The following is a 21737-nucleotide window of genomic DNA, read 5'->3' as shown; positions in this document are numbered from 1 at the left end:
TGTGCGCCTGGTGCAAAGGTTCGTTGTCGCCGTGCAGGATTATCGCTGCGGGAATAATAAATATACTGTGTGGTGAACCGGGAGGACAACGATGACACACAGAGAGTACTACCTGAGCGACGCGCTACAGGGCGAAGCGAACGTGTTGCGCTGCGAGCAAAACGCGCAGGGCGATTATGAAGTCGAGCTGGATACGACGCTGTTTCACCCGCAGGGCGGCGGACAGCCCTCTGACAGCGGCACGATAAACGGCGCGCCGGTGCTGCGCGTGGAAAACCGCGGCGACACGGTCATTCATCTGCTGGCGCAGCCAGTAGCGACAGGCCCCGCCACGCTTGTGGTCGACGAAGCGCTGCGCAAGCGTCATACCCGCTGGCACTCTGCGGGCCATCTGATTGGTTATGCGGGCGAGCAGCTCGGCTGGCAGCCGGTGAAAGCGCACCACTGGCCCGGCGAAGGGAAAATTACGTTTGCCCCGGCGCAGGCTTCAGACGCGCCTGACGCCGACGCGTTAAGCGAGAAAATCGCCGCCTGGATCGCCGCCGACCTGCCGCGCTATGTTGGTTTCATTGACGGGCGGCGGCAGGTGCGCTTCGGCGAACTGCCCGTTTACGGCTGCGGGGGGACGCATGTGGCATCGTTGTCCCAGGTCGGCGAGGTGACGCTTACCAGCATTAAAGTGAAAAAAGGCCAGTTGCTGGTGGCTTATCAGCTGGCGGATTAAGGCTCGCGGCAGGCGGCGCGCCTGCCGTATTACCCTGCTATAACCCTAAAAATATCAGGTGATCCACGCCTTTTACTGATATCCCCGCCGTTTTGTCATAAATTTCTAATTATCCATGTTTTCAGCTGGCAGCCTGCGGGCTGGCTGGTTAACCTGAGAACGATTTCTAAGCAATCTGAAGAGTATAACTATGCAAGAAGCACAGGTCCGCGTTGCGATCGCGGGAGCGAATGGCCGTATGGGACGGCAGTTAATCCAGGCGGCACTCGCGATGGACGGCGTGGCGCTGGGGGCCGCGCTGGTGCGCGAAGGCTCCTCGCTGCTGGGCGCGGATGCGGGCGAACTGGCGGGCGCAGGCGCGACCGGCGTAACCCTCCAGAGCAGCATTGAGGCGGTGAAAAATGACTTTGACGTACTTATCGATTTTACGCGTCCTGAAGGCACCTTAGCGTACCTGGCGTTTTGCCGCGCGCACGGTAAAGGCATGGTTATCGGCACGACCGGGTTTGACGATGCCGGTAAAGCGGCCATCCGTGAAGCCGCCGCGGCGATCCCTGTAGTCTTTGCCGCCAACTTTAGCGTTGGGGTGAACGTGATGCTGAAACTGCTCGAAAAAACCGCGCAGGTCATGGGCGATTACACCGATATCGAAATTATTGAAGCGCATCACCGCCATAAAGTGGATGCGCCTTCCGGCACGGCGCTCGCAATGGGCGAGGCGATTGCCGGCGCCCTGAATAAAGATCTGCAAAGCTGCGCGGTCTATGCGCGTGAAGGCCACACTGGCGAGCGCGTGCCCGGCACCATTGGGTTTGCTACGGTGCGCGCGGGCGATATCGTCGGTGAACACACCGCCATGTTCGCCGACATCGGCGAGCGCATCGAAATTACGCACAAAGCGTCGAGCCGAATGACGTTTGCGAATGGCGCAGTTAGATCTGCATTCTGGTTAAAAGGACGCGAAACAGGCCTTTATGATATGCGAGATGTGCTGAATTTGAATGGATTATGATTTTTATTACCCATCGTGATGTGGTTATTACAATCATAAGTTTATGATTGAAGGGGCAATAATTTATTGCCCTTTTTTATTTCTTCTTTTTTTAACGATCTAACCTGTAAACCTGATTTAAGTCGTCAAAAAATAGTATTTATGAGCATTTTTCCGTTAACGGTTTGTGAATTTTGACCGTTTGGTCCGTTTTAAAAGCTGTGTTATGATTCGTTTTTACTTTTCTTGCTGAGCAACCGTTTTCTGCGCTTCGTTTTCTTTGGTTTTTACCCGTCATTTCTTCTCTTTTCATCAAAGCCCTCAAAAAAACAATAAAAAGTGCGTTTTAAGGTAGACTTCCCTGTGGGTTCTCTCTAGAATGCCGCCGTTTGCCAAAAATTCGCTGTTCAGGCGTTTTTGCGTTGATTTAGCCATACTGGTTGAATTAATATGCAAATAAATTGACTGTTTATTCCCTGGAGGACGTTTTGATTAAGTCAGCGCTGTTGGTTCTGGAAGACGGAACCCAATTCTACGGTCGGGCCATCGGGGCAACAGGTACGGCAGTAGGGGAAGTCGTTTTCAATACTTCAATGACCGGTTATCAAGAAATCCTCACTGATCCTTCCTACTCCCGCCAGATCGTCACTCTCACTTATCCTCATATTGGTAATGTCGGCACCAACGACGCTGACGCTGAATCCTCTCAGGTGCACGCCCAGGGCCTTGTGATCCGCGATTTACCGCTGATTGCGAGCAACTACCGCAACACCGAGGATCTCTCTTCTTACCTGAAGCGCCATAACATCGTGGCGATTGCCGATATCGATACCCGCAAGCTGACGCGTCTGCTGCGTGAGAAGGGCGCTCAGAACGGTTGCATCATCGCAGGGGATAATGTCGATGCCGCGCTGGCGCTGGAAAAAGCGAAAGCCTTCCCGGGCCTGAACGGCATGGATCTGGCGAAAGAAGTGACCACGACTGAAGCCTACAGCTGGACGCAGGGCAGCTGGACGCTTTCAGGCGAACTGCCGGAAGCGAAAAAAGAAGAAGAGCTGCCTTACCACGTGGTGGCGTATGACTACGGCGTGAAGCGCAACATCCTGCGCATGCTGGTGGACAGAGGCTGCCGCCTGACGGTTGTTCCGGCACAAACCTCCGCTGAAGACGTCCTGAAAATGAACCCGGACGGCGTGTTCCTCTCCAACGGCCCTGGCGACCCGGCGCCGTGCGACTATGCCATCGACGCTATCCAGAAATTCCTCGAAACCGACGTGCCGGTCTTCGGCATCTGCCTCGGCCACCAGTTGCTGGCGCTCGCGAGCGGCGCGAAAACCGTGAAAATGAAGTTTGGTCACCACGGCGGCAACCACCCGGTGAAAGATATCGACAACAACCGCGTGATGATCACCGCCCAGAACCACGGTTTTGCGGTGGATGAAGCGACCATGCCGTCAACGCTGCGCGTGACTCATAAATCCCTGTTCGATAACACGCTCCAGGGGATTCACCGCACGGATAAACCGGCTTTCAGCTTCCAGGGCCACCCTGAAGCGAGCCCCGGCCCGCATGACGCCGCGCCGCTGTTTGACCACTTTATCGAATTAATTGAGCAGTATCGTAAGACCGCCAAATAATCGGGAGAAAGAGAGCAATGCCAAAACGTACAGATATTAAAAGCATCCTGATTCTTGGCGCAGGCCCGATTGTGATCGGCCAGGCGTGCGAATTCGACTACTCCGGCGCCCAGGCGTGTAAAGCGCTGCGCGAAGAGGGCTACCGCGTCATTCTGGTGAACTCCAACCCGGCGACGATCATGACCGACCCGGAGATGGCCGATGCCACCTACATCGAGCCGATCCACTGGGAAGTAGTGCGTAAAATCATTGAAAAAGAGCGCCCGGACGCGGTGCTGCCGACCATGGGCGGCCAGACGGCGCTTAACTGCGCGCTGGAGCTGGAGCGTCAGGGCGTGCTGGCCGAATTCGGCGTAACCATGATTGGCGCGACCGCCGATGCGATTGATAAAGCCGAAGACCGCCGCCGTTTTGACGTCGCGATGAAGAAAATCGGCCTCGACACCGCGCGCTCCGGCATTGCGCACAATATGGAAGAAGCGCTGGCGGTCGCGGCCGATGTCGGTTATCCGTGCATTATTCGCCCGTCGTTCACCATGGGCGGCACCGGCGGCGGCATTGCGTATAACCGCGAAGAGTTCGAAGAGATCTGCGCCCGCGGCCTGGATCTTTCGCCGACCAAAGAGCTGCTCATCGATGAGTCGCTGATCGGCTGGAAAGAGTACGAGATGGAAGTGGTGCGTGATAAAAACGACAACTGCATCATCGTCTGCTCGATTGAAAACTTCGACGCCATGGGTATCCATACCGGCGACTCCATCACCGTCGCGCCTGCCCAGACGCTGACCGACAAAGAATATCAAATCATGCGTAACGCCTCGATGGCGGTACTGCGTGAAATCGGCGTCGAAACCGGCGGCTCCAACGTGCAGTTTGCGGTGAACCCGAAAAACGGCCGTCTGATTGTTATCGAAATGAACCCGCGCGTGTCGCGCTCTTCGGCTCTGGCCTCCAAAGCGACCGGTTTCCCGATTGCCAAAGTGGCGGCGAAACTGGCGGTCGGCTACACGCTCGACGAGCTGATGAACGACATCACCGGCGGCCGTACCCCGGCGTCGTTCGAGCCGTCCATCGACTACGTGGTCACCAAAATTCCGCGCTTTAACTTCGAAAAATTTGCCGGCGCCAACGACCGCCTGACCACCCAGATGAAATCGGTGGGCGAAGTGATGGCGATTGGCCGCACCCAGCAGGAGTCGATGCAGAAAGCGCTGCGCGGCCTGGAAGTGGGCGCGACCGGTTTTGACCCGAAAGTGAGCCTTGACGACCCGGAAGCGCTGACCAAAATCCGCCGCGAGCTGAAAGACGCGGGCGCCGAGCGTATCTGGTACATCGCCGATGCCTTCCGCGCCGGTCTGTCGGTAGACGGCGTGTTTAACCTGACCAATATCGACCGCTGGTTCCTGGTGCAGATTGAAGAGCTGGTGCGCCTCGAAGAGCAGGTGGCCGAGCAGGGCATTAACGGCCTCAGCGCCGATTTCCTGCGTATGCTCAAGCGTAAAGGCTTCGCCGATGCGCGTCTCGCGAAACTCGCGGGCGTCAGCGAATCGGAAATCCGTAAACTGCGCGAGCAGTACAAGCTGCACCCGGTCTACAAGCGTGTGGATACCTGCGCGGCGGAGTTCTCGACCGATACCGCCTACATGTACTCCACCTATGAAGAAGAGTGCGAAGCCAACCCGAACCAGGATCGCGAAAAAATCATGGTGCTGGGCGGCGGGCCGAACCGTATCGGCCAGGGCATTGAGTTCGACTATTGCTGCGTACACGCCGCGCTCGCGCTGCGCGAAGACGGTTACGAAACCATTATGGTCAACTGCAACCCGGAAACCGTCTCCACCGACTACGACACCTCCGACCGTCTCTACTTCGAGCCGGTGACGCTGGAAGACGTGCTGGAAATCGTGCGTATCGAGAAACCGAAAGGCGTTATCGTGCAGTACGGCGGCCAGACCCCGCTGAAACTGGCGCGCGCGCTGGAAGCGGCAGGCGTGCCGGTCATTGGCACCAGCCCGGACGCTATCGACCGCGCGGAAGACCGCGAGCGCTTCCAGCAGGCGGTGGATCGCCTGAAGCTGAAGCAACCGGCGAACGCCACCGTGACCGCGATTGAAATGGCCGTTGAGAAAGCGAAAGAGATTGGTTACCCGCTGGTGGTGCGCCCGTCTTACGTACTGGGCGGCCGCGCGATGGAAATCGTCTACGACGAAGTCGATCTGCGTCGCTACTTCCAGACGGCGGTGAGTGTTTCCAACGACGCGCCGGTGCTGCTGGACCGCTTCCTGGATGACGCCGTCGAAGTGGATGTCGACGCCATCTGCGACGGCGAAATGGTGCTGATTGGCGGCATCATGGAGCACATCGAACAGGCGGGCGTACACTCCGGCGACTCCGCGTGCTCTCTGCCGGCGTATACCTTAAGCCAGGAGATCCAGGACGTAATGCGCCAGCAGGTGCAGAAACTGGCCTTTGAACTCCAGGTGCGCGGCCTGATGAACGTCCAGTTCGCCGTGAAAGATAACGAAGTGTATCTGATTGAAGTAAACCCTCGCGCCGCGCGTACCGTGCCGTTCGTCTCCAAAGCCACCGGCGTGCCGCTGGCGAAAGTGGCGGCGCGCGTCATGGCGGGCAAAACGCTGAGCGAGCAGGGCGTCACCAAAGAGATCATCCCGCCGTACTACTCGGTGAAAGAAGTGGTGCTGCCGTTCAACAAATTCCCGGGCGTTGACCCGCTGCTGGGGCCGGAAATGCGCTCCACCGGCGAAGTCATGGGCGTGGGCCGCACCTTCGCAGAGGCGTTCGCCAAAGCGCAGCTCGGCAGCAACTCCACCATGAAGAAACAGGGCCGCGCGCTGCTCTCGGTGCGTGAAGGCGATAAAGAGCGTGTGGTGGATCTCGCCGCCAAGCTGCTGAAGTACGGCTTCGAGCTGGATGCGACCCACGGCACCGCGATTGTGCTGGGCGAAGCAGGTATCAACCCGCGTCTGGTGAACAAAGTGCATGAAGGGCGTCCGCACATTCAGGACCGTATCAAGAATGGCGAATACACCTACATCATCAACACCACCGCAGGCCGCCAGGCGATTGAAGACTCCAAGCTGATTCGCCGCAGCGCACTGCAGTATAAAGTGCATTACGACACCACGCTGAACGGCGGCTTCGCCACCGCGATGGCGCTGAACGCCGACGCTACCGAAAAGGTGACGTCCGTTCAGGAGATGCACGCGCAAATCACGAAATAACACGACATGAGTGAGCCAAAAGCCAGCGTAAGCTGGCTTTTTTTATTGGCGCCCCCCTAAATTTAATAGCCAATTAGTTTTTCACTCCTGCGTAACCATCCGTTACCCTTCAGGCTGTCTCGTTTACCGACTTCCCGGTTCACGTTTAAGGAGAAACACGTGTTAAAAAAAGTCCTGCTTCTGGGTGCCTGTCTGACACTCACCGCCTGCTTTGGCGACGGTGACAGCAAAGAGTTCCTGATTGATAACCCGACCGGTAAACCGCTGGCGATTTCGGTAGACGATCAAAAAATTACGATCCCGGCAGAGCAATCACAAAATATTAAACTGGACGCGGGCCAGCATACGCTGACGCTTGAGAATGGCGACAAAGTGAAATTCAGCGTGTTTAGCGCCTGGCCTCACACGGGCGTGAGCGGTCTTATCAACCCGACCCGCACCCGTTACATTTACGTGATACAAAAATACCTGGCGGAAGGGGTAAAACCGTCCAGTGAAAACGGCGATGTTCATACCCTGACGATTGAAGGACAGACCGTGACCGGCCCGTTTGAAGATATGGGCAGCGAGCTCTTTATGGATAATTTTGCGAAAGAGTGGAATCTGACTCCGACAGAGCCTTTCCCGGAATCGATGTCATCGACGTCTGCGGATAATTACAAAACCAAAATTTTCCGTATCGAAGACTTTAAAAATTATTACAACAATGAGTTCTCTCCCTCCGTTGAATACACGGAAAATATGCGTATCACAGAGTCGCGCTATCAGCCGCCTGCCATCACCGCGCATTTCACTTCTGCGGAACTTCAGCAGAACCTGAATGAAGCCACCAAAATTTATACCGACTTCATTCACGCCGGGTCGGCGAGTGAACAAAAAGATTTGCTGAAAGCGTTTGAAAAACAGAACAGCGAAAAATGGCGCAAGCCTGCAGCGGGCGGCGAAGAGTTGACCCGTTATTATGAGGTCATGACCAACCTGAATCACATTATGATGAGTTCCATTCTGGAGCTGAAGCAGTAACATCTGACCGCCGGGCGTCTGCGTCTCAGGATGCCCGGCCTCAGAACCGTCTGTATTTCCAAAAATTATCAGTCAGTTAACCTAAAATAATAAAGTGATTCATCAAATCCAACTGAAAGCAGGGGAGAACACCATGCGATCGAAACTACTGATAACGTCCATTTTTGCTGCCGCTACGCTGTTTACCGTGTCGGGCTGTTCATCTAACCAGGCCGTTAAGACGACCGACGGTAAAACCGTGGTCACCGACGGTAAGCCGGAAGTCGACAGCGATACCGGGCTGGTTTCTTATAAAAACGCCCAGACCGGACAGACCGAGCAGATTAACCGCGACCAGGTGAAATCCATGAGCGAACTGGATAACTAACCACCGCGTTAATTATCCTCACGCCTTAAAAGACGGATGCTGATGCATCCGTTTTTGTTTTCAGGCGCTACCAGATTTCGGGGGATTGCGTGGCGCATTACGCTACCTGAAAGCATAAAATGTCCTCTTTATATAATGAGGATTTCATTTTGCAACGTACCGCTACGCTCCTTGCCTTGGCTCTTATGCTTTCCGGCTGTGCCGATTTCTCCGCTTCGGTCACGCATACCATCGATGCCATGGGCATGACGCCAGACTACGCGAAAGGCCTGAATGAAGATCTACATCCGCAAAACCAGAAGGTAGAAGTGCCCGCCATCTCCGTGACGGAAAACGTCCCGGAGGGCAAGCTTACCGAGCGCTACCCTGACGGCAGCGTTAAGTTTGAAACTGTCGTGAAAAACCGCTGTTTCGATCAGTATCTTGACCTCTATTATCCGAATGGCAAACTGCGCACCCATACGCCGCTGGTAAATTGCAAAGCGCAGGGCGTCTCGCAGGGCTATACGCCGGAAGGGAAATTACGCACCGTCATTCACTACCAAAACGGCCTTGCCGATGGCGAAGCGGTAACTTACGACGAAAACGGTAAAGCGAAGCAGACCGTCACTTATAAAGCGGGATATCCTGTAAAAGCATAAATCGAAGGGGAGTTTCATCATTCCCCGCCGCTTCTGTTTTTGCGGCCGTGTTTCGCGCGCGTGGCTGTGGCTATAGTGACAAAACCACTGCAAAGAAAGCGTGAAGGGAAACGGGGCGAGCGCACTATCTTATCGCCCCTTTTCTCACCGTAAACTCATGAGTGACGTAGTGATGCGATGACGTATCAACCGATACGCTGTACGTTTTGCCATCGACAAAGTGAAACCCCTCCAGCGCCTGCGCGCAGCGATGCGCGTCCAGCATTAACGTGCTGTATGCCAGGTTTTTGTTATAAACATCTTTTTGCGCCTCGTAGCTCCATACCCTGACACGCAGGATCTTTTCCGGCGCAGGCACGATCTCTTCATCCACTGCAACGCAGAGCTGTTCATCGACGAGGTTAACCTGCGCAAGCAAAAAACGAACGCGATCTCCCAAGGGGCAGCCTGAGAGCAGAAATACAAAAAGGGGAATAACGGTTTTTTTCATAGAGGCAGTCCTGTGCCGGCGTCAATTAAGACACATTATGCCTGCCGGTAAGCCGTAGCAAACCTGTTAACTTTCATCACCGCCCAATATCCCTGCGGATTGTCCCTGTAAGCGCGCCCGTTAACTGGCTACACTCATTGCATTCCCACGGTGGGCAGGACACAGGCAAGGTTATGATTTTAATTATTTATGCGCACCCTTATCCGCATCACTCCCACGCCAACCGGCGGATGCTGGAGCATGTGCAGGGGCTGGACGATGTCGAAGTGCGCTCGCTTTATCAGCGCTATCCCGATTTCAACATCAACGTGCCCGCCGAGCAGGAGGCGCTGGCGCGCGCCGATCTCATTGTCTGGCAGCATCCGATGCAGTGGTACAGCGTGCCGCCGCTTTTCAAACTCTGGATAGACAAAGTGTTATCGCACGGCTGGGCCTATGGCAAAGGCGGAACGGCGCTCAGAGGGAAAAGCGTGCTGTGGGCCGTGACGACCGGCGGCGATAAACACCATTTTGATACTGGCGACCATCCGGGTTTCGACGTCCTCGCGCAGCCATTACAGGCGACCGCGCTCTATTGCGGCCTGAACTGGCTGGCGCCCTATGCGATGCACCGCACCTATGTCTGCGATGACGAAACGCTCGAAGGCAAAGCACGGGAATATCAGAAACGCTTAACCGACTGGCAGGAGCGTCATCATGGATAGTCATACGTTGATTCAGGCGCTGATCTACCTTGGGTCGGCCGCGCTCATTGTGCCTGTCGCGGTGCGTCTTGGGCTTGGCTCGGTGCTGGGATACCTGATTGCAGGCGGGCTGATTGGCCCGTGGGGATTGCGGCTGGTAACGGACGCGCAGGCTATCCTGCATTTCGCGGAGATAGGCGTGGTGCTGATGCTGTTTGTGATTGGCCTTGAGCTCGATCCGCAGCGACTATGGAAATTGCGCGCCTCGGTCTTCGGCGGCGGCGCGTTGCAGATGGGCGCGTGCGGCCTGTTGCTCGGCGGCTTTTGCGTGGCGCTCGGGCTGCGCTGGCAGGTGGCGCTGCTGATTGGCCTGACGCTCGCGCTCTCCTCCACGGCCATCGCCATGCAGGCGATGAACGAGCGTAACCTGACGGCGTCGCAAATGGGGCGCAGCGCCTTTGCCGTGCTGCTGTTCCAGGATATCGCCGCGATCCCGCTGGTGGCGATGATCCCGCTGCTGGCCGCGAGCGGCGAAGCGACAACCGCCAGTACATTTTTCCTCTCGGCGCTGAAAGTCGTCGGCGCGCTGGCGCTGGTGGTGTTGCTCGGACGTTTTGTGGCGCGACCGGCGCTGCGCTTTGTCGCGCGCTCCGGACTTCGCGAAGTCTTCAGCGCCGTGGCGCTGTTTCTGGTGTTCGGCTTCGGTCTGCTGCTGGAAGAGGCCGGGCTGTCGATGGCGATGGGCGCGTTTCTGGCGGGCGTGTTGCTGGCAAGCTCGGAATACCGCCACGCGCTGGAGAGCGATATCGAGCCGTTTAAAGGACTGCTGCTGGGCCTCTTTTTTATCGGCGTCGGGATGTCGATTGATTTCGGTACGCTGGTGGCGCATCCGCTGCGCGTGCTTACGCTCCTGTTCGGCTTTCTGATTATCAAAACCGTCACGCTGTGGCTTATCGCAAAACCGCTGAAGGTGCCGGGCCGCCAGCGGCGCTGGTTTGCTGTGCTGTTAGGGCAGGGGAGCGAATTCGCGTTCGTGATTTTCGGCGCGGCGCGCAGCGCCGAGGTGCTGGATGCCGAATGGGCGAAGGCGCTGACGCTCGCGGTCGCGCTTTCGATGGCCGCGACGCCGCTGTTGCTGGTGTTGTTAACCCGCCTCGAGAAAGCGGGCCAGCAGCAGGCGCGTGAAGCCGATGAAATCGATGAAGAGCAGCCGCGGGTGATCATCGCGGGCTTTGGGCGCTTCGGGCAGATCGCCGGACGTTTGCTGCTCTCCAGCGGCGTGAAGATGGTGGTTCTCGATCACGATCCGGATCATATCGAAACGCTGCGCAAATTCGGCATGAAGGTGTTTTACGGCGACGCGACCCGTGTCGATCTGCTGGAATCGGCTGGGGTGGAGAAAGCCGAAGTGCTTATTAACGCCATTGACGATCCGCAGGCGAATTTACAGCTGACGGAGCTGGTGCAGACACACTTCCCGCAGGTGCGGATTATTGCCCGCGCCCGCGACGTCGATCACTACATTCGCCTGCGTCAGGCAGGTGTGGCGCAGCCGGAGCGTGAAACGTTCGAAGGCGCGCTGCGGGTAGGGCGTATGGCGCTGGAAGAACTGGGCATCGGCAGCTACGAAGCGCGCGAGCGCGCCGATCTGTTCCGCTGCTACAACCAGCAGATGGTGGACGAAATGGCCGAGGGCGACAACGATACTACCGCGCGCGCCGCCACCTTCAAGCGCACCAGCGCGATGCTGACGGAGATCATCAGCGAAGACCGCGCGCATCTGTCGCTGATCCAGCGCCACGGCTGGCAGGGCACGCAGGAGGGCAAGCACACCGGCGATGCCGCCGACGAGCCGGAAGTGAAACCGCAGCCATAAAAAAACGCCCCGTCCGGGGCGTTTTCTTTTGCGCAAAGGCAGGGCGCGGCGTTAGCTCAGCGCCACTTTGATGCCGAGCGCCAGCAGCATGCCGCCCAGCAGTTTATCGATCACCTTCTGCGCTTTGGTCAGGCCGCGGCGCACCGGCTGGCTCTGAATCAACAAGACCAGCAGCGGCCACCAGACCAGCGTCAGGGCGACAATAATGCCCGCGTACCAGAGTTTTTCCATCAGGCCGGAATTCACATTCAGCACCTGAGTGAACATCGCCAGAAAGAACAGCGTGGCTTTGGGGTTCAGTAGGTTGCAGAGATAGCCCTGAATAAACGCTTTTTTCAGCGAGGTGCTCTCCTGCGCCACGCCATCCAGCGCAAGACTGGTGGTGCCGCGCGCCAGCAGCGCATTAATGCCAAGCCAGACCAGATACGCCGCGCCGACATATTTCAGCGCGCCGAAAAGCCAGGGCGTCGTGGTGATGACCACAGCAATACCCGCCACGCAGTAGGTCATGTGCGTCACGACGCCTGCGATAACGCCGGCAGCCGTCATCATCGCGGCGCTGCGCGGATAGCGCGCGGCGTTTTTGATAACCAGAAAGAAATCGGGGCCCGGCGACAGCATGCCCAGCGCCGCAATGGTGGCAACGAAAAGGGTGGTTTCCAGCATGGTCAATCCTCACATCAACAAGCGCGCACTATAAAGCATTCAGCGCGTTTTGACATCCGCCGCCGCAGGCGACACGGCGGCTTTACGCCGGTGTAAAGACGAAACGCGTTTGGTTTCAGTCGTATAACGCAGCGGCGAAAAAAGCTGCATCGTGCCCTGCACAGCAGAACAAAAAAAATTCTCTGCCTGGTTCGGGTCGCCAGTCGACTAAAGATTGCGCTTTCCGTATAGTGGCGGCAATTTTTTTATACCTGGGAAATTATCAATGATCAGTCTGATTGCGGCTTTAGCGGTGGATCGCGTGATTGGTATGGAAAACGCCATGCCGTGGGACCTCCCTGCCGATCTCGCCTGGTTTAAACGTAACACGCTTAACAAACCGGTTATCATGGGTCGTCTGACCTGGGAATCGATCGGTCGCCCGTTGCCGGGCCGTAAAAATATCGTGCTCAGCAGCCGTCCGGGCGACGACGACCGCGTGGTGTGGGTGCGCTCTGTTGAGGAAGCCTTACAGGCCTGCGGCGATGCCGAAGAGGTCATGGTGATTGGCGGCGGTCGCGTTTACGAGCAGTTCCTGCCGCGCGCGCAGCGTCTTTATCTCACCCATATCGATGCCGAAGTGGAAGGCGACACCCATTTCCCGGATTACGAGCCGGACGAGTGGCAGTCGGTGTTCAGCGAATTCCATGACGCCGATGAGAAGAACTCACACAGCTATTGTTTCGAGATCCTGGAGCGCCGTTAATTCGCGTTCAGGGTTGGTAGCGTTGAAAAAGCGGATGCGCATGGCGTGTCCGCTTTTTTTATGGGTCTGCGACGGCGGGTGCGCGTTGCTTACCCGCCCTACGGGATGGTGGTGAGAAAAGGTAGGGTGGATAAGCGAAGCGCATCCACCTTTCTACAGAGAAAACCCGGTCAGGACGCGATTGCCGCTTTATCTTCGTCGCCGTCGGTCTGGCGATTAGAATGCTGCGTGAACACCGCTTTATCTTCCCAGCGCAGGCAGGTCAGCGTACCGCCCCAGCAGCAGCCGGTATCCAGACCGTAGATATTTTCCGGCGTGCCTTTGCCTTCCAGCGACGCCCAGTGACCGAAGACAATGGCGTACTCCTGCGCCACGGGGCCTGGGATCGCGAACCACGGTTTCAGCGGCGCCGGCGCGCTTTCCGGGCTCTCTTTGCAATACATATCGAGCTGGCCGTTCGGGAAGCAATAACGCATTCGCGTCAATGCGTTCGAAATAAAGCGCAGACGCGCAAGCCCCGTCAGTTCCGGCGACCAGTTGTTCGGCATATCGCCGTACATCGCATCAAGGAACAACGGGTAACTGTCGCTCGCCAGCACTGCCTCGACATCGCGCGCGCACGCCTGAGCGGTGGCGAGATCCCACTGCGGCGTAATGCCTGCGTGGGCCATCACCAGCTTTTTCTCTTCATCCACTTGTAACAGCGGCTGACGGCGCAGCCAGTTGAGAAGCTCGTCGGCATCCGGCGCTTCAAGCAGCGGCGTGACTCGGTCTTTCGGTTTATTGCGGCTGATGCCTGCGAAAACCGCCAGCAGATGCAGATCGTGGTTCCCCAGCACCATGCGGACGGAATCGCCGAGCGAACGCACGTAGCGCAGCACTTCCAGCGAGCCGGGACCGCGGGCCACCAGATCGCCGGTCAGCCACAGCGTATCCTGGCCTGGGGTAAAGTCGACCTGCTGTAACAGCGCGACCAGTTCATCGTAGCAACCATGAACGTCGCCAATCAGATATGTAGACATGGTATTAATGGATCAGTGTGGGAACGGCGAGGCGGAAAACCGGGATATCAAGGTGAAAACCGTTGCCCTGATCGTCCACCATCTCGTAGTGGCCCTGCATCGTGCCGAACGGCGTTTCAATAACCGCGCCGCTGGTGTACTGGTATTCGCCGCCGGGCTGGATGTGAGGCTGAACCCCTACCACGCCTTCACCCTGGACTTCGGTCTCTTTACCGTTGCCGTTGGTGATAAGCCAGTAGCGGCCCAGCAGCTGAACAGGCGTTCGCCCCAGGTTGCGGACAGTGACGGTATAGGCAAAGACGAAACGCTCATCTTCAGGTGAAGACTGGGCCTCGATATAAACACTTTGAACCTGTACGCAAACGCGGGGTGAATCAACCATGTTTAGCTCTCCTTCGAGGGCGGATTATCGGCTAAATAATTCGCCATCTGGCAATACTGCGCAACAGAAATATTCTCGGCGCGCATGGCCGGGTCGACGCCCAGCGAGACCAGCACGTCAGGGGTGAACACATTGCCGAGGCTGTTACGAATCGTTTTACGACGCTGGTTAAATGCTTCGGTGGTCAGACGGCTTAACAGACGCAGTTCTTTCACCGGATGCGGCGGCGTGGCGTGCGGCACAAGGCGTACCACGGCGGAATCCACTTTAGGCGGCGGCGTAAAGGCGGTAGGCGGCACTTCGAGCACCGGGATCACATTGCAGAAATACTGCGCCATCACGCTTAAGCGACCGTAAGCCTTGCTGTTCGGCCCCGCAACCAGACGGTTGACCACCTCTTTTTGCAGCATAAAGTGCATGTCGGCAATCGCATCAGTATAGCTAAAGAGGTGGAACATCAGCGGCGTCGAGATGTTGTACGGCAGGTTACCGAACACGCGCAGCGGCTGGCCCATCTTCTGAGACAGTTCGCCGAAATCCATGGTCATGGCGTCCTGCTGATAAATCGTCAGCTTCGGGCCAAGGAACGGATGCGTTTGCAGGCGCGCCGCGAGATCGCGGTCCAGCTCAATAACGGTGAGCTGGTCGAGACGTTCGCCGACCGGCTCGGTTAATGCGGCAAGGCCCGGGCCGATTTCTACCATCGCCTGGCCTTTTTGTGGATTAATTGCAGAGACGATGCTGTCTATAACGAACTGATCGTTAAGAAAGTTTTGCCCGAAGCGTTTGCGGGCTAAATGGCCCTGATGGACTCGATTATTCATTGATTCTTACTGTTCACAATCATGCTGATAGCGAGATTAAGCGCCGTAATAAAACTGCCGACGCTGGCGTTTCCGGATCCTGCCAGCTCCAGCGCGGTGCCGTGATCGACCGACGTGCGGATAAAGGGCAGGCCGAGCGTAATGTTCACCGCGCGGCCAAATCCCTGGTATTTTAGCACGGGCAGGCCCTGATCGTGGTACATCGCCAGCACCGCATCGGCGTTTTCGAGGTATTTGGGCTGGAAAAGGGTATCGGCGGGGAGGGGACCGGTCAGGCGCATCCCTTTCGCGCGCATCGCTTCCAGCACGGGGATAATCGTGTCGATCTCCTCAGTGCCCATATGACCGCCTTCGCCTGCGTGCGGGTTCAGGCCGCAGACCAGCACATGCGGATGCGAGATACCGAATTTGCTTTGCAGGTCGTGGTGCAGCGTCGTGAGGATATGGCACAGGAGATCAGGGGTAATGGCGTCAGCCACCGCTTTCAGCGGCAGATGCGTGGTCACCAGGGCGACCCGCAGCGCTTCGGTGGCGAGCATCATGACGACTTTTTCGCTACCACTGCGCGCCTCAAAAAACTCGGTATGGCCGGTAAAGGGAATACCCGCGTCGTTGATGATCCCTTTGTGCACCGGGCCGGTCACCAGCGCGTCGAATTCGCCGCAAAGACAGCCATCGCAGGCGCGCGCCAGCGTTTCCACGACATAAGCGCCGTTCGCCGCATCCAGTGTGCCTGGAACGACAGGGACTTTTAGCGTGACGGGCAGAAGCGTAAGCGTACCTGCCGCCTGAGGGGCGGCAGGTTTATCGGAAGAGAAGGGCAACAGCGTGAGCGGTAAGCCGAGCTGCGCCGCCCGCGCGGTGAGAAGCGCCGGGTCGGCGCAGACAACCAGTTGCGCAGGCCAGCTGTTCTGCGCCAGCGCGACGACCAGGTCGGGGCCAATCCCGGCGGGTTCGCCGGGCGTAATGACCACGCGGGGTGTTTTTACCATCAGTTGCTCAGAATTTTCACGTAAGCGCTGGCGCGTTGTTCCTGCATCCAGGTCGCCGCTTCTTCGGAGAATTTGCGGTTAAACAGCATGCGATAGGCGCGATCTTTCTGCGCCGCGTCGGTGCGGTCAGACTTACGGGTATCCAGCAATTCGATCAGGTGCCAGCCGAAGGAGGAGTGCACCGGCGTACTCATCTGGCCTTTGCTGAGATTCATCAGCGCATCGCGGAAGGCCGGATCGTAAATGTCCGCCGCCGCCCAGCCGAGGTCGCCGCCCTGGTTTGCGGAGCCCGGATCCTGAGAGAACTCACGCGCTGCCTGAGCAAACGTGGTTTTACCGCTCTTAATGTCCGCGGCGATCTCTTCAAGCTTCTGACGCGCCTGTTGATCGGTCATGATCGGCGACGGCTTCAGCAGAATGTGGCGCGCATGCACTTCGGTGACCGACACGGTCTGAGACTGGCCGCGCAGATCGTTAACTTTAATGATGTGGAAGCCGACGCCTGAACGAATCGGGCCAATCACGTCGCCTTTCTTCGCGGTGCTCAGCGCCTGAGCGAAGACGGAAGGCAGCTCCTGAATACGGCCCCAGCCCATCTGGCCGCCTTTCAGCGCCTGCTGATCAGCGGAATAGGTAATCGCAAGCTTACCGAAATCGCCGCCGTTACGCGCCTGATCGATAATTGAGCGCGCCTGGGTTTCCGCCTCGCTCACCTGATCGGCCGTCGGGTTTTCCGGCAGCGGGATCAGAATGTGGCTCAGGTTCAGCTCGGTGCTGGCGTCGTTCTGGTTGCCGACCTGCTCGGCCAGCGTTTCCACTTCCTGCGGCAGGATCGTGACGCGGCGGCGCACTTCGTTATTGCGGACTTCAGAGATAATCATCTCTTTGCGGATTTGGGCGCGATAGGTGTTGTAGTTCAGACCATCATAGGCCAGACGGCTACGCATCTGATCGAGCGTCATGTTGTTTTGTTTGGCGATGTTAGCGATGGCCTGATCGAGCTGGTCGTCGCTGATTTTTACGCCCATTTTCTGGCCCATCTGCAACATTATCTGATCCATGATCAGACGTTCCAGAATCTGATGACGCAGCGTGCTGTCATCCGGGAGCTGCTGGCCTGCCTGGTTTGCGTTAAGCTTTACCGATTGCATGAGGCCATCAACGTCACTTTCCAGTACCACGCCGTTGTTCACGACGGCTGCAACTTTATCGACAACCTGCGGAGCAGCGAAGCTGGTATTCACCACCAGGGTGATACCGAGAAGCAGCGTTTTCCAGTTCTTCATACCTTTTCCATTTCGTTTAACCGCAAAGCGGAGGATGTTTCAAAATCTGAGCATTACATGGAGCGCTGATACGGCAGAATATTCGAGCGCAGCATCTGCTGAGTGCCGAGGCCGTAGTTGGAACTCAGGCCGCGCAGCTCAATGTTGAAGCCAATGACCTCGTCGTATTTGCTCTTATCAGTATCCCAGCCGTTGAGTTTCCGCTCATAACCGACGCGGATAGCATAACAGCAAGAGTTGTACTGCACGCCGAGCATCTGATCGGCCGCTTCGTTGGCGTTGGTATCGTAGTAATACGCGCCCACCACCGACCAGCGATCCACAATCGGCCAGCTCGCCGTCATGCCCACCTGATTAATACCGTCTTTATACTGCTCTGCCGTGGAATACGAAGGCAGCGTCGCCTGGATATACTCCGGGCTTGCGTAACGGTAGTTCAGCTGCAACACGCGATCGTCATCGCGACGATATTCGATAACGCCGTTGCCGGTGGCGACGTTCGCGAGACGCGCGTCATACTGCACGCCGCCGCGCAGGCCCCAGCGATCGCTGATGCGCCAGTACGTGTCGCCCGCCCAGACCATCGAGCCCGTATCTTTATTCTTCTCCCAGTTAATATCGTCATCGCCGGTACGGGACTGGGTGAAGTAGTAGATTTGACCTACAGAAACGTTAAAACGTTCAACGGAGGCGTCATCATAAATACGCGACGTGACGCCGGTCGTGACCTGGTTTGCTGAGGCGATACGGTCCAGGCCGCCGTAGGTACGGTCGCGGAAGAGGCCCGAGTAGTCGGACTGCAGCAGCGAGGAGTCGTAGTTATTAATGGAACTCTGATCGCGGTAGGGCACATAGAGATACTGCGCGCGCGGCTCCAGCGTCTGGGTAAAGCCGTCGCCGATAAGACCGGCGTCGCGCTCAAAGACCACCTTACCGTCGAGCTTAAACTGCGGCAGGACGCGATTCACGGAGTCTTCCAGATTGTTAGCCGCTTCGTTATTGCCGCCGCGGTACGCGCGATAGCGATCGAGATTATCCTGCTGATAGTGGGTCGCCAGCAGCTTCGCTTCGGCATTCAGGCTGCCCCAGTCGTTAGAGACCGGCAGGCTAATGGTCGGCTCAAGGTGCAGACGCGTGGCTTCCGGCAGGTTTTCGTTCACGTTGGTAAAGTGTACCGCCTGGGCATAGAGACGCGTGTCGAACGGCCCGACATCATTCTGGTAGAAGTTGACATCAAGCTGCGGCTCGGCGCGGTAAGAATCCCCGCGCGAGGTATCGAACACCTGGAACTGGAGCGTCGAGAGCGTCGCGTCGAAGTTTTCGACCGCATAACCGACGCTGAAAAACTGTCTGGCGTAGCCGTCGGTGCTCGAGCCGTATTTGGAGTTGAAATCGTTAAAGTAGCTCGTGTCGCTGACTTTGGTGTAGTTAACGTTAAAGCGCCACACCTGATCCATTACGCCGCCATGCTGCCAGTAAAACAGCCAGCGATGCTTGTCGCTCATCCCTGGATTTTCGTCCTGGTAGACGTTATCCGACGGCAGATAGTCGAACTCCATCAGGCCCATACCCGCCTGCGTCAGGTAGCGGAATTCGTTCTGCCACTGCACGTTGCCACGCTTATGCATATAGTGCGGCGTAATGGTGGCGTCGAAGTTCGGGGCGATGTTCCAGTAATACGGTAACGAGAACTCGAAGTAGTTGGTTTTGCTGTATTGCGCGTTCGGGATCAGGAAGCCTGAGCGGCGCTTGTCGCCGACCGGCAGCTGTAAATAAGGGCTGTAGAACACCGGCACCGGGCCGAGTTTAAAGCGGGCATTCCAGATCTCGGCAACCTGCTCTTCGCGGTCGTGGATCACTTCGCTACCGACCACGCTCCAGGTATCCGAGCCCGGCAAACAGGAGGTAAAGGAGCCATTTTCCAGGATGGTGTAGCGGTTTTCGCCGCGCTGTTTCATCAGATCCGCTTTACCGCGGCCCTGACGGCCCACCATCTGGTAATCACCTTCCCAGACGTTGGTATCTTTCGTGTTTAAATTCGCCCACGCTTTAGGACCTTTCAGGATGACCTGATTGTCATCATAGTGCACATTACCCAGGGCATCGACCGTGCGCACGGGCTCTGGCTGGCCTTCCGCTTGTTTCTGATGAAGCAGCACTTCATCCGCCTGCAGGCGACCGTTACCTTGCTGAATATCCACATTACCGGTAAATACCGCATTGTCCGGGTAGTTACCTTTAGCGTGATCGGCGTTAATCGTCACCGGCAGCTGGTTGGTATCGCCCTGCACCAGAGGACGATTATAGGTGGGTATGCCAAGCTTACATTGAGAAGCAAGATCGGCAGCCATGCCTTGTTGGCTGTAAAGGGCTGTGCCAATCATGGTGGCCAGCAAGGTGGGAATACGTTTTTTCATACGAGTTATTCGTGGTTCCATCATCAATGGCTTCGCGTCGGCAAACGGTCAGAGACTAACTTACTCATCACTACAGCGCCAGTGTTATCCTGTCTGCTTTTCTGCCTGCCGGTTAGGCACCGCTTTGAATGGCAGGTATGATAAAGGAATTTCTGGCTGACGGCATGACCATTTGGGGAGTATATGCAGTATTGGGGAAAACTGGTTGGAGGGCTCACCGGGCTGCTGGTCGGCGGTGGAGTCTGGGGCGTCATCCTCGGCCTGGTAATAGGCCATATGATAGACAAAGCGCGCAGCCGCCGTACCGTCTGGTTCACCAGCCAGCAGGAACGTCAGTCGCTCTTCTTCGCCACCACGTTTGAGGTGATGGGACACCTGACCAAATCGAAAGGTCGTGTCACCGAGGCCGATATCCAGGTAGCGACGCAGTTTATGGATCGCATGAACCTGCACGGCGCATCGCGAGACGCGGCCCGCAACGCGTTTCGCGTTGGCAAGGAGAATGACTATCCGCTGCGCGATAAAATGCGTCAGCTGCGCAGCGTCTGTTTCGGCCGCTTTGATCTGATTAGGATGTTTCTGGAAATTCAGATCCAGACCGCGTTCGCGGACGGCTCGTTGCACCCGAAAGAGCGCGACGTGCTGTACGTGATTGGCGAAGAGCTGGGGATTTCCCGCCTGCAGTTTGATCAGTTCCTGCGCATGATGCAGGGCGGCGCGCAGTTCGGCGGCGGTCAGCAATCCTGGCACAACGGCGACACGCAGCAAGCCTCGCGCGGGCCGACGCTGGAAGACGCCTGCAACGTGCTGGGCGTGAAAACCACCGATGACGCCACGACTATCAAACGCGCTTACCGTAAGCAGATGAGCGAACATCACCCTGACAAGCTGGTCGCCAAAGGGCTGCCGCCGCAGATGATGCAAATGGCGCAGCAGAAGGCGCAGGAAATCCAGAAAGCCTACGACATGATCAAGACGGCGAAAGGGTTTCGTTAAAGCTATTTGAGGCCATAAAAAAGAGACGCGCCTGCGTCTCTTTTTATTTATGGGCTAACGAGCGCCGTTCAGAAATCGGCTGGCGCCCGGAACGTCATCGGCGTGCCGTAGGCCGGATGCGTAATCGTCAGCTGTTCGGCGTGCAGCAACAAACGCGGCGCGCGGGCCAATGCTTCGGGTGTGGCGTAAAACTTATCGCCCAGGATCGGATGGCCGAGCGCCATCATATGCACGCGCAGCTGATGCGAACGCCCGGTGATCGGCCTGAGCAACACGCGGGCGGTATTATCGTCCGCATACTCCAGCACGTCATACTCGGTTTGCGCCGCTTTGCCGGTTTCATAGCAGACCTTCTGCTTCGGCCGGTTCGGCCAGTCGCAAATCAGCGGTAAATCCACAACCCCTTGCGCTTTTTCCGGGTGCCCCCAGACTCGCGCCACGTAGTGCTTCTTCGGCTCGCGCTCGCGGAACTGTCGCTTGAGCTCACGCTCCGCGGCTTTAGTGAGCGCAACCGCAATCACCCCGCTGGTGGCCATATCCAGACGGTGTGCCGACTCCGCATTCGGGAAATCGCGCTGAATGCGGGTCATCACGCTATCTTTATGCTCCTCAAGCCGTCCTGGCACAGAGAGCAGGCCGCTGGGTTTGTTCACCACCATGATGTGCTCATCCTGATAAAGGATGAGCAGCCACGGATCTTGCGGCGGGTTGTAGGCGTCCAGCATGTTTCGCT

General features: G+C 57.2%; 20 protein-coding genes. 11 read left to right on the top strand and 9 right to left on the bottom strand.

All coding sequences use genetic code 11. From position 1 onward, the window contains the following. Window positions 1-91 precede the first annotated feature (91 nt). The 7 genes from AB8W27_RS17430 (at window position 92) to AB8W27_RS17400 (ending at window position 8625) form a co-directional block, all read left to right on the top strand. Window positions 92-724, top strand: a complete 633-nt coding sequence (locus tag AB8W27_RS17430) for a hypothetical protein (RefSeq protein WP_012815251.1) — start codon at window positions 92-94, stop codon at window positions 722-724. Between the two features lie 190 nt (window positions 725-914). Further along, window positions 915-1736, top strand: a complete 822-nt coding sequence (gene dapB, locus AB8W27_RS17425; RefSeq protein ID WP_012815252.1) for a 4-hydroxy-tetrahydrodipicolinate reductase — start codon at window positions 915-917, stop codon at window positions 1734-1736. Between the two features lie 467 nt (window positions 1737-2203). Beyond that, window positions 2204-3352 carry a glutamine-hydrolyzing carbamoyl-phosphate synthase small subunit gene (gene carA / locus AB8W27_RS17420; protein ID WP_041923179.1) on the top strand — a complete coding sequence of 383 codons (1149 nt, stop codon included), beginning with the start codon at window positions 2204-2206 and terminating at the stop codon, window positions 3350-3352. Between the two features lie 17 nt (window positions 3353-3369). Continuing rightward, on the top strand, window positions 3370-6594 hold the full coding sequence (carB, locus tag AB8W27_RS17415; protein WP_012815254.1) for a carbamoyl-phosphate synthase large subunit: 3225 nt from the start codon (window positions 3370-3372) through the stop codon (window positions 6592-6594). Between the two features lie 159 nt (window positions 6595-6753). After that, window positions 6754-7617 carry a hypothetical protein gene (locus tag AB8W27_RS17410; protein ID WP_041923180.1) on the top strand — a complete coding sequence of 288 codons (864 nt, stop codon included), beginning with the start codon at window positions 6754-6756 and terminating at the stop codon, window positions 7615-7617. A gap of 133 nt (window positions 7618-7750) precedes the next feature. Beyond that, window positions 7751-7984, top strand: a complete 234-nt coding sequence (locus AB8W27_RS17405; RefSeq protein ID WP_012815256.1) for a YgdI/YgdR family lipoprotein — start codon at window positions 7751-7753, stop codon at window positions 7982-7984. A gap of 149 nt (window positions 7985-8133) precedes the next feature. Then, window positions 8134-8625: a toxin-antitoxin system YwqK family antitoxin gene (locus AB8W27_RS17400; protein ID WP_282913954.1), complete on the top strand. Its 492-nt coding sequence runs from the start codon at window positions 8134-8136 to the stop codon at window positions 8623-8625. Window positions 8626-8749: 124 nt separating this feature from the next. Here the strand turns inward: AB8W27_RS17400 and AB8W27_RS17395 are convergent, their stop codons facing one another. Next, window positions 8750-9115 carry a putative T6SS immunity periplasmic lipoprotein gene (locus tag AB8W27_RS17395; protein WP_012815258.1) on the bottom strand — a complete coding sequence of 122 codons (366 nt, stop codon included), beginning with the start codon at window positions 9113-9115 and terminating at the stop codon, window positions 8750-8752. Between the two features lie 173 nt (window positions 9116-9288). Here AB8W27_RS17395 and kefF point away from each other — a divergent pair, with 173 nt between their 5' ends. Both kefF and kefC read left to right on the top strand, forming a co-directional pair. Then, window positions 9289-9819, top strand: a complete 531-nt coding sequence (kefF, locus tag AB8W27_RS17390; protein WP_041923181.1) for a glutathione-regulated potassium-efflux system oxidoreductase KefF — start codon at window positions 9289-9291, stop codon at window positions 9817-9819. Then, the gene (gene kefC / locus AB8W27_RS17385) at window positions 9812-11674 is read left to right on the top strand and encodes a glutathione-regulated potassium-efflux system protein KefC (RefSeq protein ID WP_041923182.1); all 1863 of its coding nucleotides are present in this window, start codon (window positions 9812-9814) and stop codon (window positions 11672-11674) included. The genes kefF and kefC overlap by 8 nt, the downstream gene beginning before the upstream one ends. 51 nt (window positions 11675-11725) lie before the next feature. On the opposite strand, the gene AB8W27_RS17380 is transcribed toward kefC, so the two are convergent. Further along, the gene (locus AB8W27_RS17380) at window positions 11726-12340 is read right to left on the bottom strand and encodes a LysE family transporter (protein WP_012815261.1); all 615 of its coding nucleotides are present in this window, start codon (window positions 12338-12340) and stop codon (window positions 11726-11728) included. Window positions 12341-12605: 265 nt separating this feature from the next. Between AB8W27_RS17380 and folA the strand changes: the two genes are divergently transcribed. After that, the gene (gene folA, locus AB8W27_RS17375; RefSeq protein WP_004386239.1) at window positions 12606-13085 is read left to right on the top strand and encodes a type 3 dihydrofolate reductase; all 480 of its coding nucleotides are present in this window, start codon (window positions 12606-12608) and stop codon (window positions 13083-13085) included. A gap of 170 nt (window positions 13086-13255) precedes the next feature. On the opposite strand, the gene apaH is transcribed toward folA, so the two are convergent. The 6 genes from apaH to lptD are packed head-to-tail and all read right to left on the bottom strand — an operon-like array spanning window position 13256 to window position 20008. Then, window positions 13256-14107: a bis(5'-nucleosyl)-tetraphosphatase (symmetrical) ApaH gene (gene apaH, locus AB8W27_RS17370; RefSeq protein ID WP_012815264.1), complete on the bottom strand. Its 852-nt coding sequence runs from the start codon at window positions 14105-14107 to the stop codon at window positions 13256-13258. Window positions 14108-14111: 4 nt separating this feature from the next. Further along, the gene (gene apaG / locus AB8W27_RS17365) at window positions 14112-14489 is read right to left on the bottom strand and encodes a Co2+/Mg2+ efflux protein ApaG (protein WP_007764350.1); all 378 of its coding nucleotides are present in this window, start codon (window positions 14487-14489) and stop codon (window positions 14112-14114) included. A gap of 2 nt (window positions 14490-14491) precedes the next feature. Beyond that, window positions 14492-15313, bottom strand: a complete 822-nt coding sequence (rsmA, locus tag AB8W27_RS17360; RefSeq protein ID WP_007764351.1) for a 16S rRNA (adenine(1518)-N(6)/adenine(1519)-N(6))-dimethyltransferase RsmA — start codon at window positions 15311-15313, stop codon at window positions 14492-14494. After that, window positions 15310-16305, bottom strand: a complete 996-nt coding sequence (gene pdxA / locus AB8W27_RS17355) for a 4-hydroxythreonine-4-phosphate dehydrogenase PdxA (RefSeq protein WP_012815265.1) — start codon at window positions 16303-16305, stop codon at window positions 15310-15312. The genes rsmA and pdxA overlap by 4 nt, the downstream gene beginning before the upstream one ends. Then, window positions 16305-17591: a peptidylprolyl isomerase SurA gene (gene surA, locus AB8W27_RS17350; protein WP_041923183.1), complete on the bottom strand. Its 1287-nt coding sequence runs from the start codon at window positions 17589-17591 to the stop codon at window positions 16305-16307. Before surA ends, pdxA begins: the two co-directional genes overlap by 1 nt. Window positions 17592-17644: 53 nt before the next feature. Further along, window positions 17645-20008, bottom strand: coding sequence for an LPS assembly protein LptD (gene lptD, locus AB8W27_RS17345; protein WP_041923184.1), 2364 nt, complete (start codon window positions 20006-20008; stop codon window positions 17645-17647). Window positions 20009-20191: 183 nt separating this feature from the next. Here lptD and djlA point away from each other — a divergent pair, with 183 nt between their 5' ends. Further along, window positions 20192-21004 carry a co-chaperone DjlA gene (gene djlA / locus AB8W27_RS17340; protein WP_007765051.1) on the top strand — a complete coding sequence of 271 codons (813 nt, stop codon included), beginning with the start codon at window positions 20192-20194 and terminating at the stop codon, window positions 21002-21004. A gap of 68 nt (window positions 21005-21072) precedes the next feature. Here the strand turns inward: djlA and rluA are convergent, their stop codons facing one another. Further along, entirely contained in the window at window positions 21073-21729 is a 657-nt protein-coding gene (gene rluA, locus AB8W27_RS17335) for a bifunctional tRNA pseudouridine(32) synthase/23S rRNA pseudouridine(746) synthase RluA (protein WP_041923185.1), read from the bottom strand. Window positions 21730-21737 lie beyond the last annotated feature (8 nt).

Origin of the sequence: Cronobacter turicensis (assembly GCF_041222865.1) — a bacterium.
In the GTDB taxonomy this organism is placed as follows: Bacteria; Pseudomonadota; Gammaproteobacteria; order Enterobacterales; family Enterobacteriaceae; genus Cronobacter; species Cronobacter turicensis.
The sequence above is the reverse complement of the archived record's forward strand: the minus strand, read 5'-3'. Positions and strand labels throughout refer to the sequence as shown.

What these genes read in the sequence shown, in the direction of transcription:
- rluA (WP_041923185.1), bottom strand. Translation starts at nt 21,729, where the DNA reads ATGCTGGACGCCTACAACCCGCCGCAAGATCCGTGGCTGCTCATCCTT.
- AB8W27_RS17430 (WP_012815251.1), top strand. Translation starts at nt 92, where the DNA reads ATGACACACAGAGAGTACTACCTGAGCGACGCGCTACAGGGCGAAGCG.
- AB8W27_RS17395 (WP_012815258.1), bottom strand. Translation starts at nt 9,115, where the DNA reads ATGAAAAAAACCGTTATTCCCCTTTTTGTATTTCTGCTCTCAGGCTGC.
- AB8W27_RS17405 (WP_012815256.1), top strand. Translation starts at nt 7,751, where the DNA reads ATGCGATCGAAACTACTGATAACGTCCATTTTTGCTGCCGCTACGCTG.
- apaG (WP_007764350.1), bottom strand. Translation starts at nt 14,489, where the DNA reads ATGGTTGATTCACCCCGCGTTTGCGTACAGGTTCAAAGTGTTTATATC.
- surA (WP_041923183.1), bottom strand. Translation starts at nt 17,591, where the DNA reads ATGAAGAACTGGAAAACGCTGCTTCTCGGTATCACCCTGGTGGTGAAT.
- AB8W27_RS17380 (WP_012815261.1), bottom strand. Translation starts at nt 12,340, where the DNA reads ATGCTGGAAACCACCCTTTTCGTTGCCACCATTGCGGCGCTGGGCATG.
- kefC (WP_041923182.1), top strand. Translation starts at nt 9,812, where the DNA reads ATGGATAGTCATACGTTGATTCAGGCGCTGATCTACCTTGGGTCGGCC.
- kefF (WP_041923181.1), top strand. Translation starts at nt 9,289, where the DNA reads ATGATTTTAATTATTTATGCGCACCCTTATCCGCATCACTCCCACGCC.
- lptD (WP_041923184.1), bottom strand. Translation starts at nt 20,008, where the DNA reads ATGAAAAAACGTATTCCCACCTTGCTGGCCACCATGATTGGCACAGCC.
- djlA (WP_007765051.1), top strand. Translation starts at nt 20,192, where the DNA reads ATGCAGTATTGGGGAAAACTGGTTGGAGGGCTCACCGGGCTGCTGGTC.
- folA (WP_004386239.1), top strand. Translation starts at nt 12,606, where the DNA reads ATGATCAGTCTGATTGCGGCTTTAGCGGTGGATCGCGTGATTGGTATG.
- apaH (WP_012815264.1), bottom strand. Translation starts at nt 14,107, where the DNA reads ATGTCTACATATCTGATTGGCGACGTTCATGGTTGCTACGATGAACTG.
- carB (WP_012815254.1), top strand. Translation starts at nt 3,370, where the DNA reads ATGCCAAAACGTACAGATATTAAAAGCATCCTGATTCTTGGCGCAGGC.
- pdxA (WP_012815265.1), bottom strand. Translation starts at nt 16,305, where the DNA reads ATGGTAAAAACACCCCGCGTGGTCATTACGCCCGGCGAACCCGCCGGG.
- rsmA (WP_007764351.1), bottom strand. Translation starts at nt 15,313, where the DNA reads ATGAATAATCGAGTCCATCAGGGCCATTTAGCCCGCAAACGCTTCGGG.
- dapB (WP_012815252.1), top strand. Translation starts at nt 915, where the DNA reads ATGCAAGAAGCACAGGTCCGCGTTGCGATCGCGGGAGCGAATGGCCGT.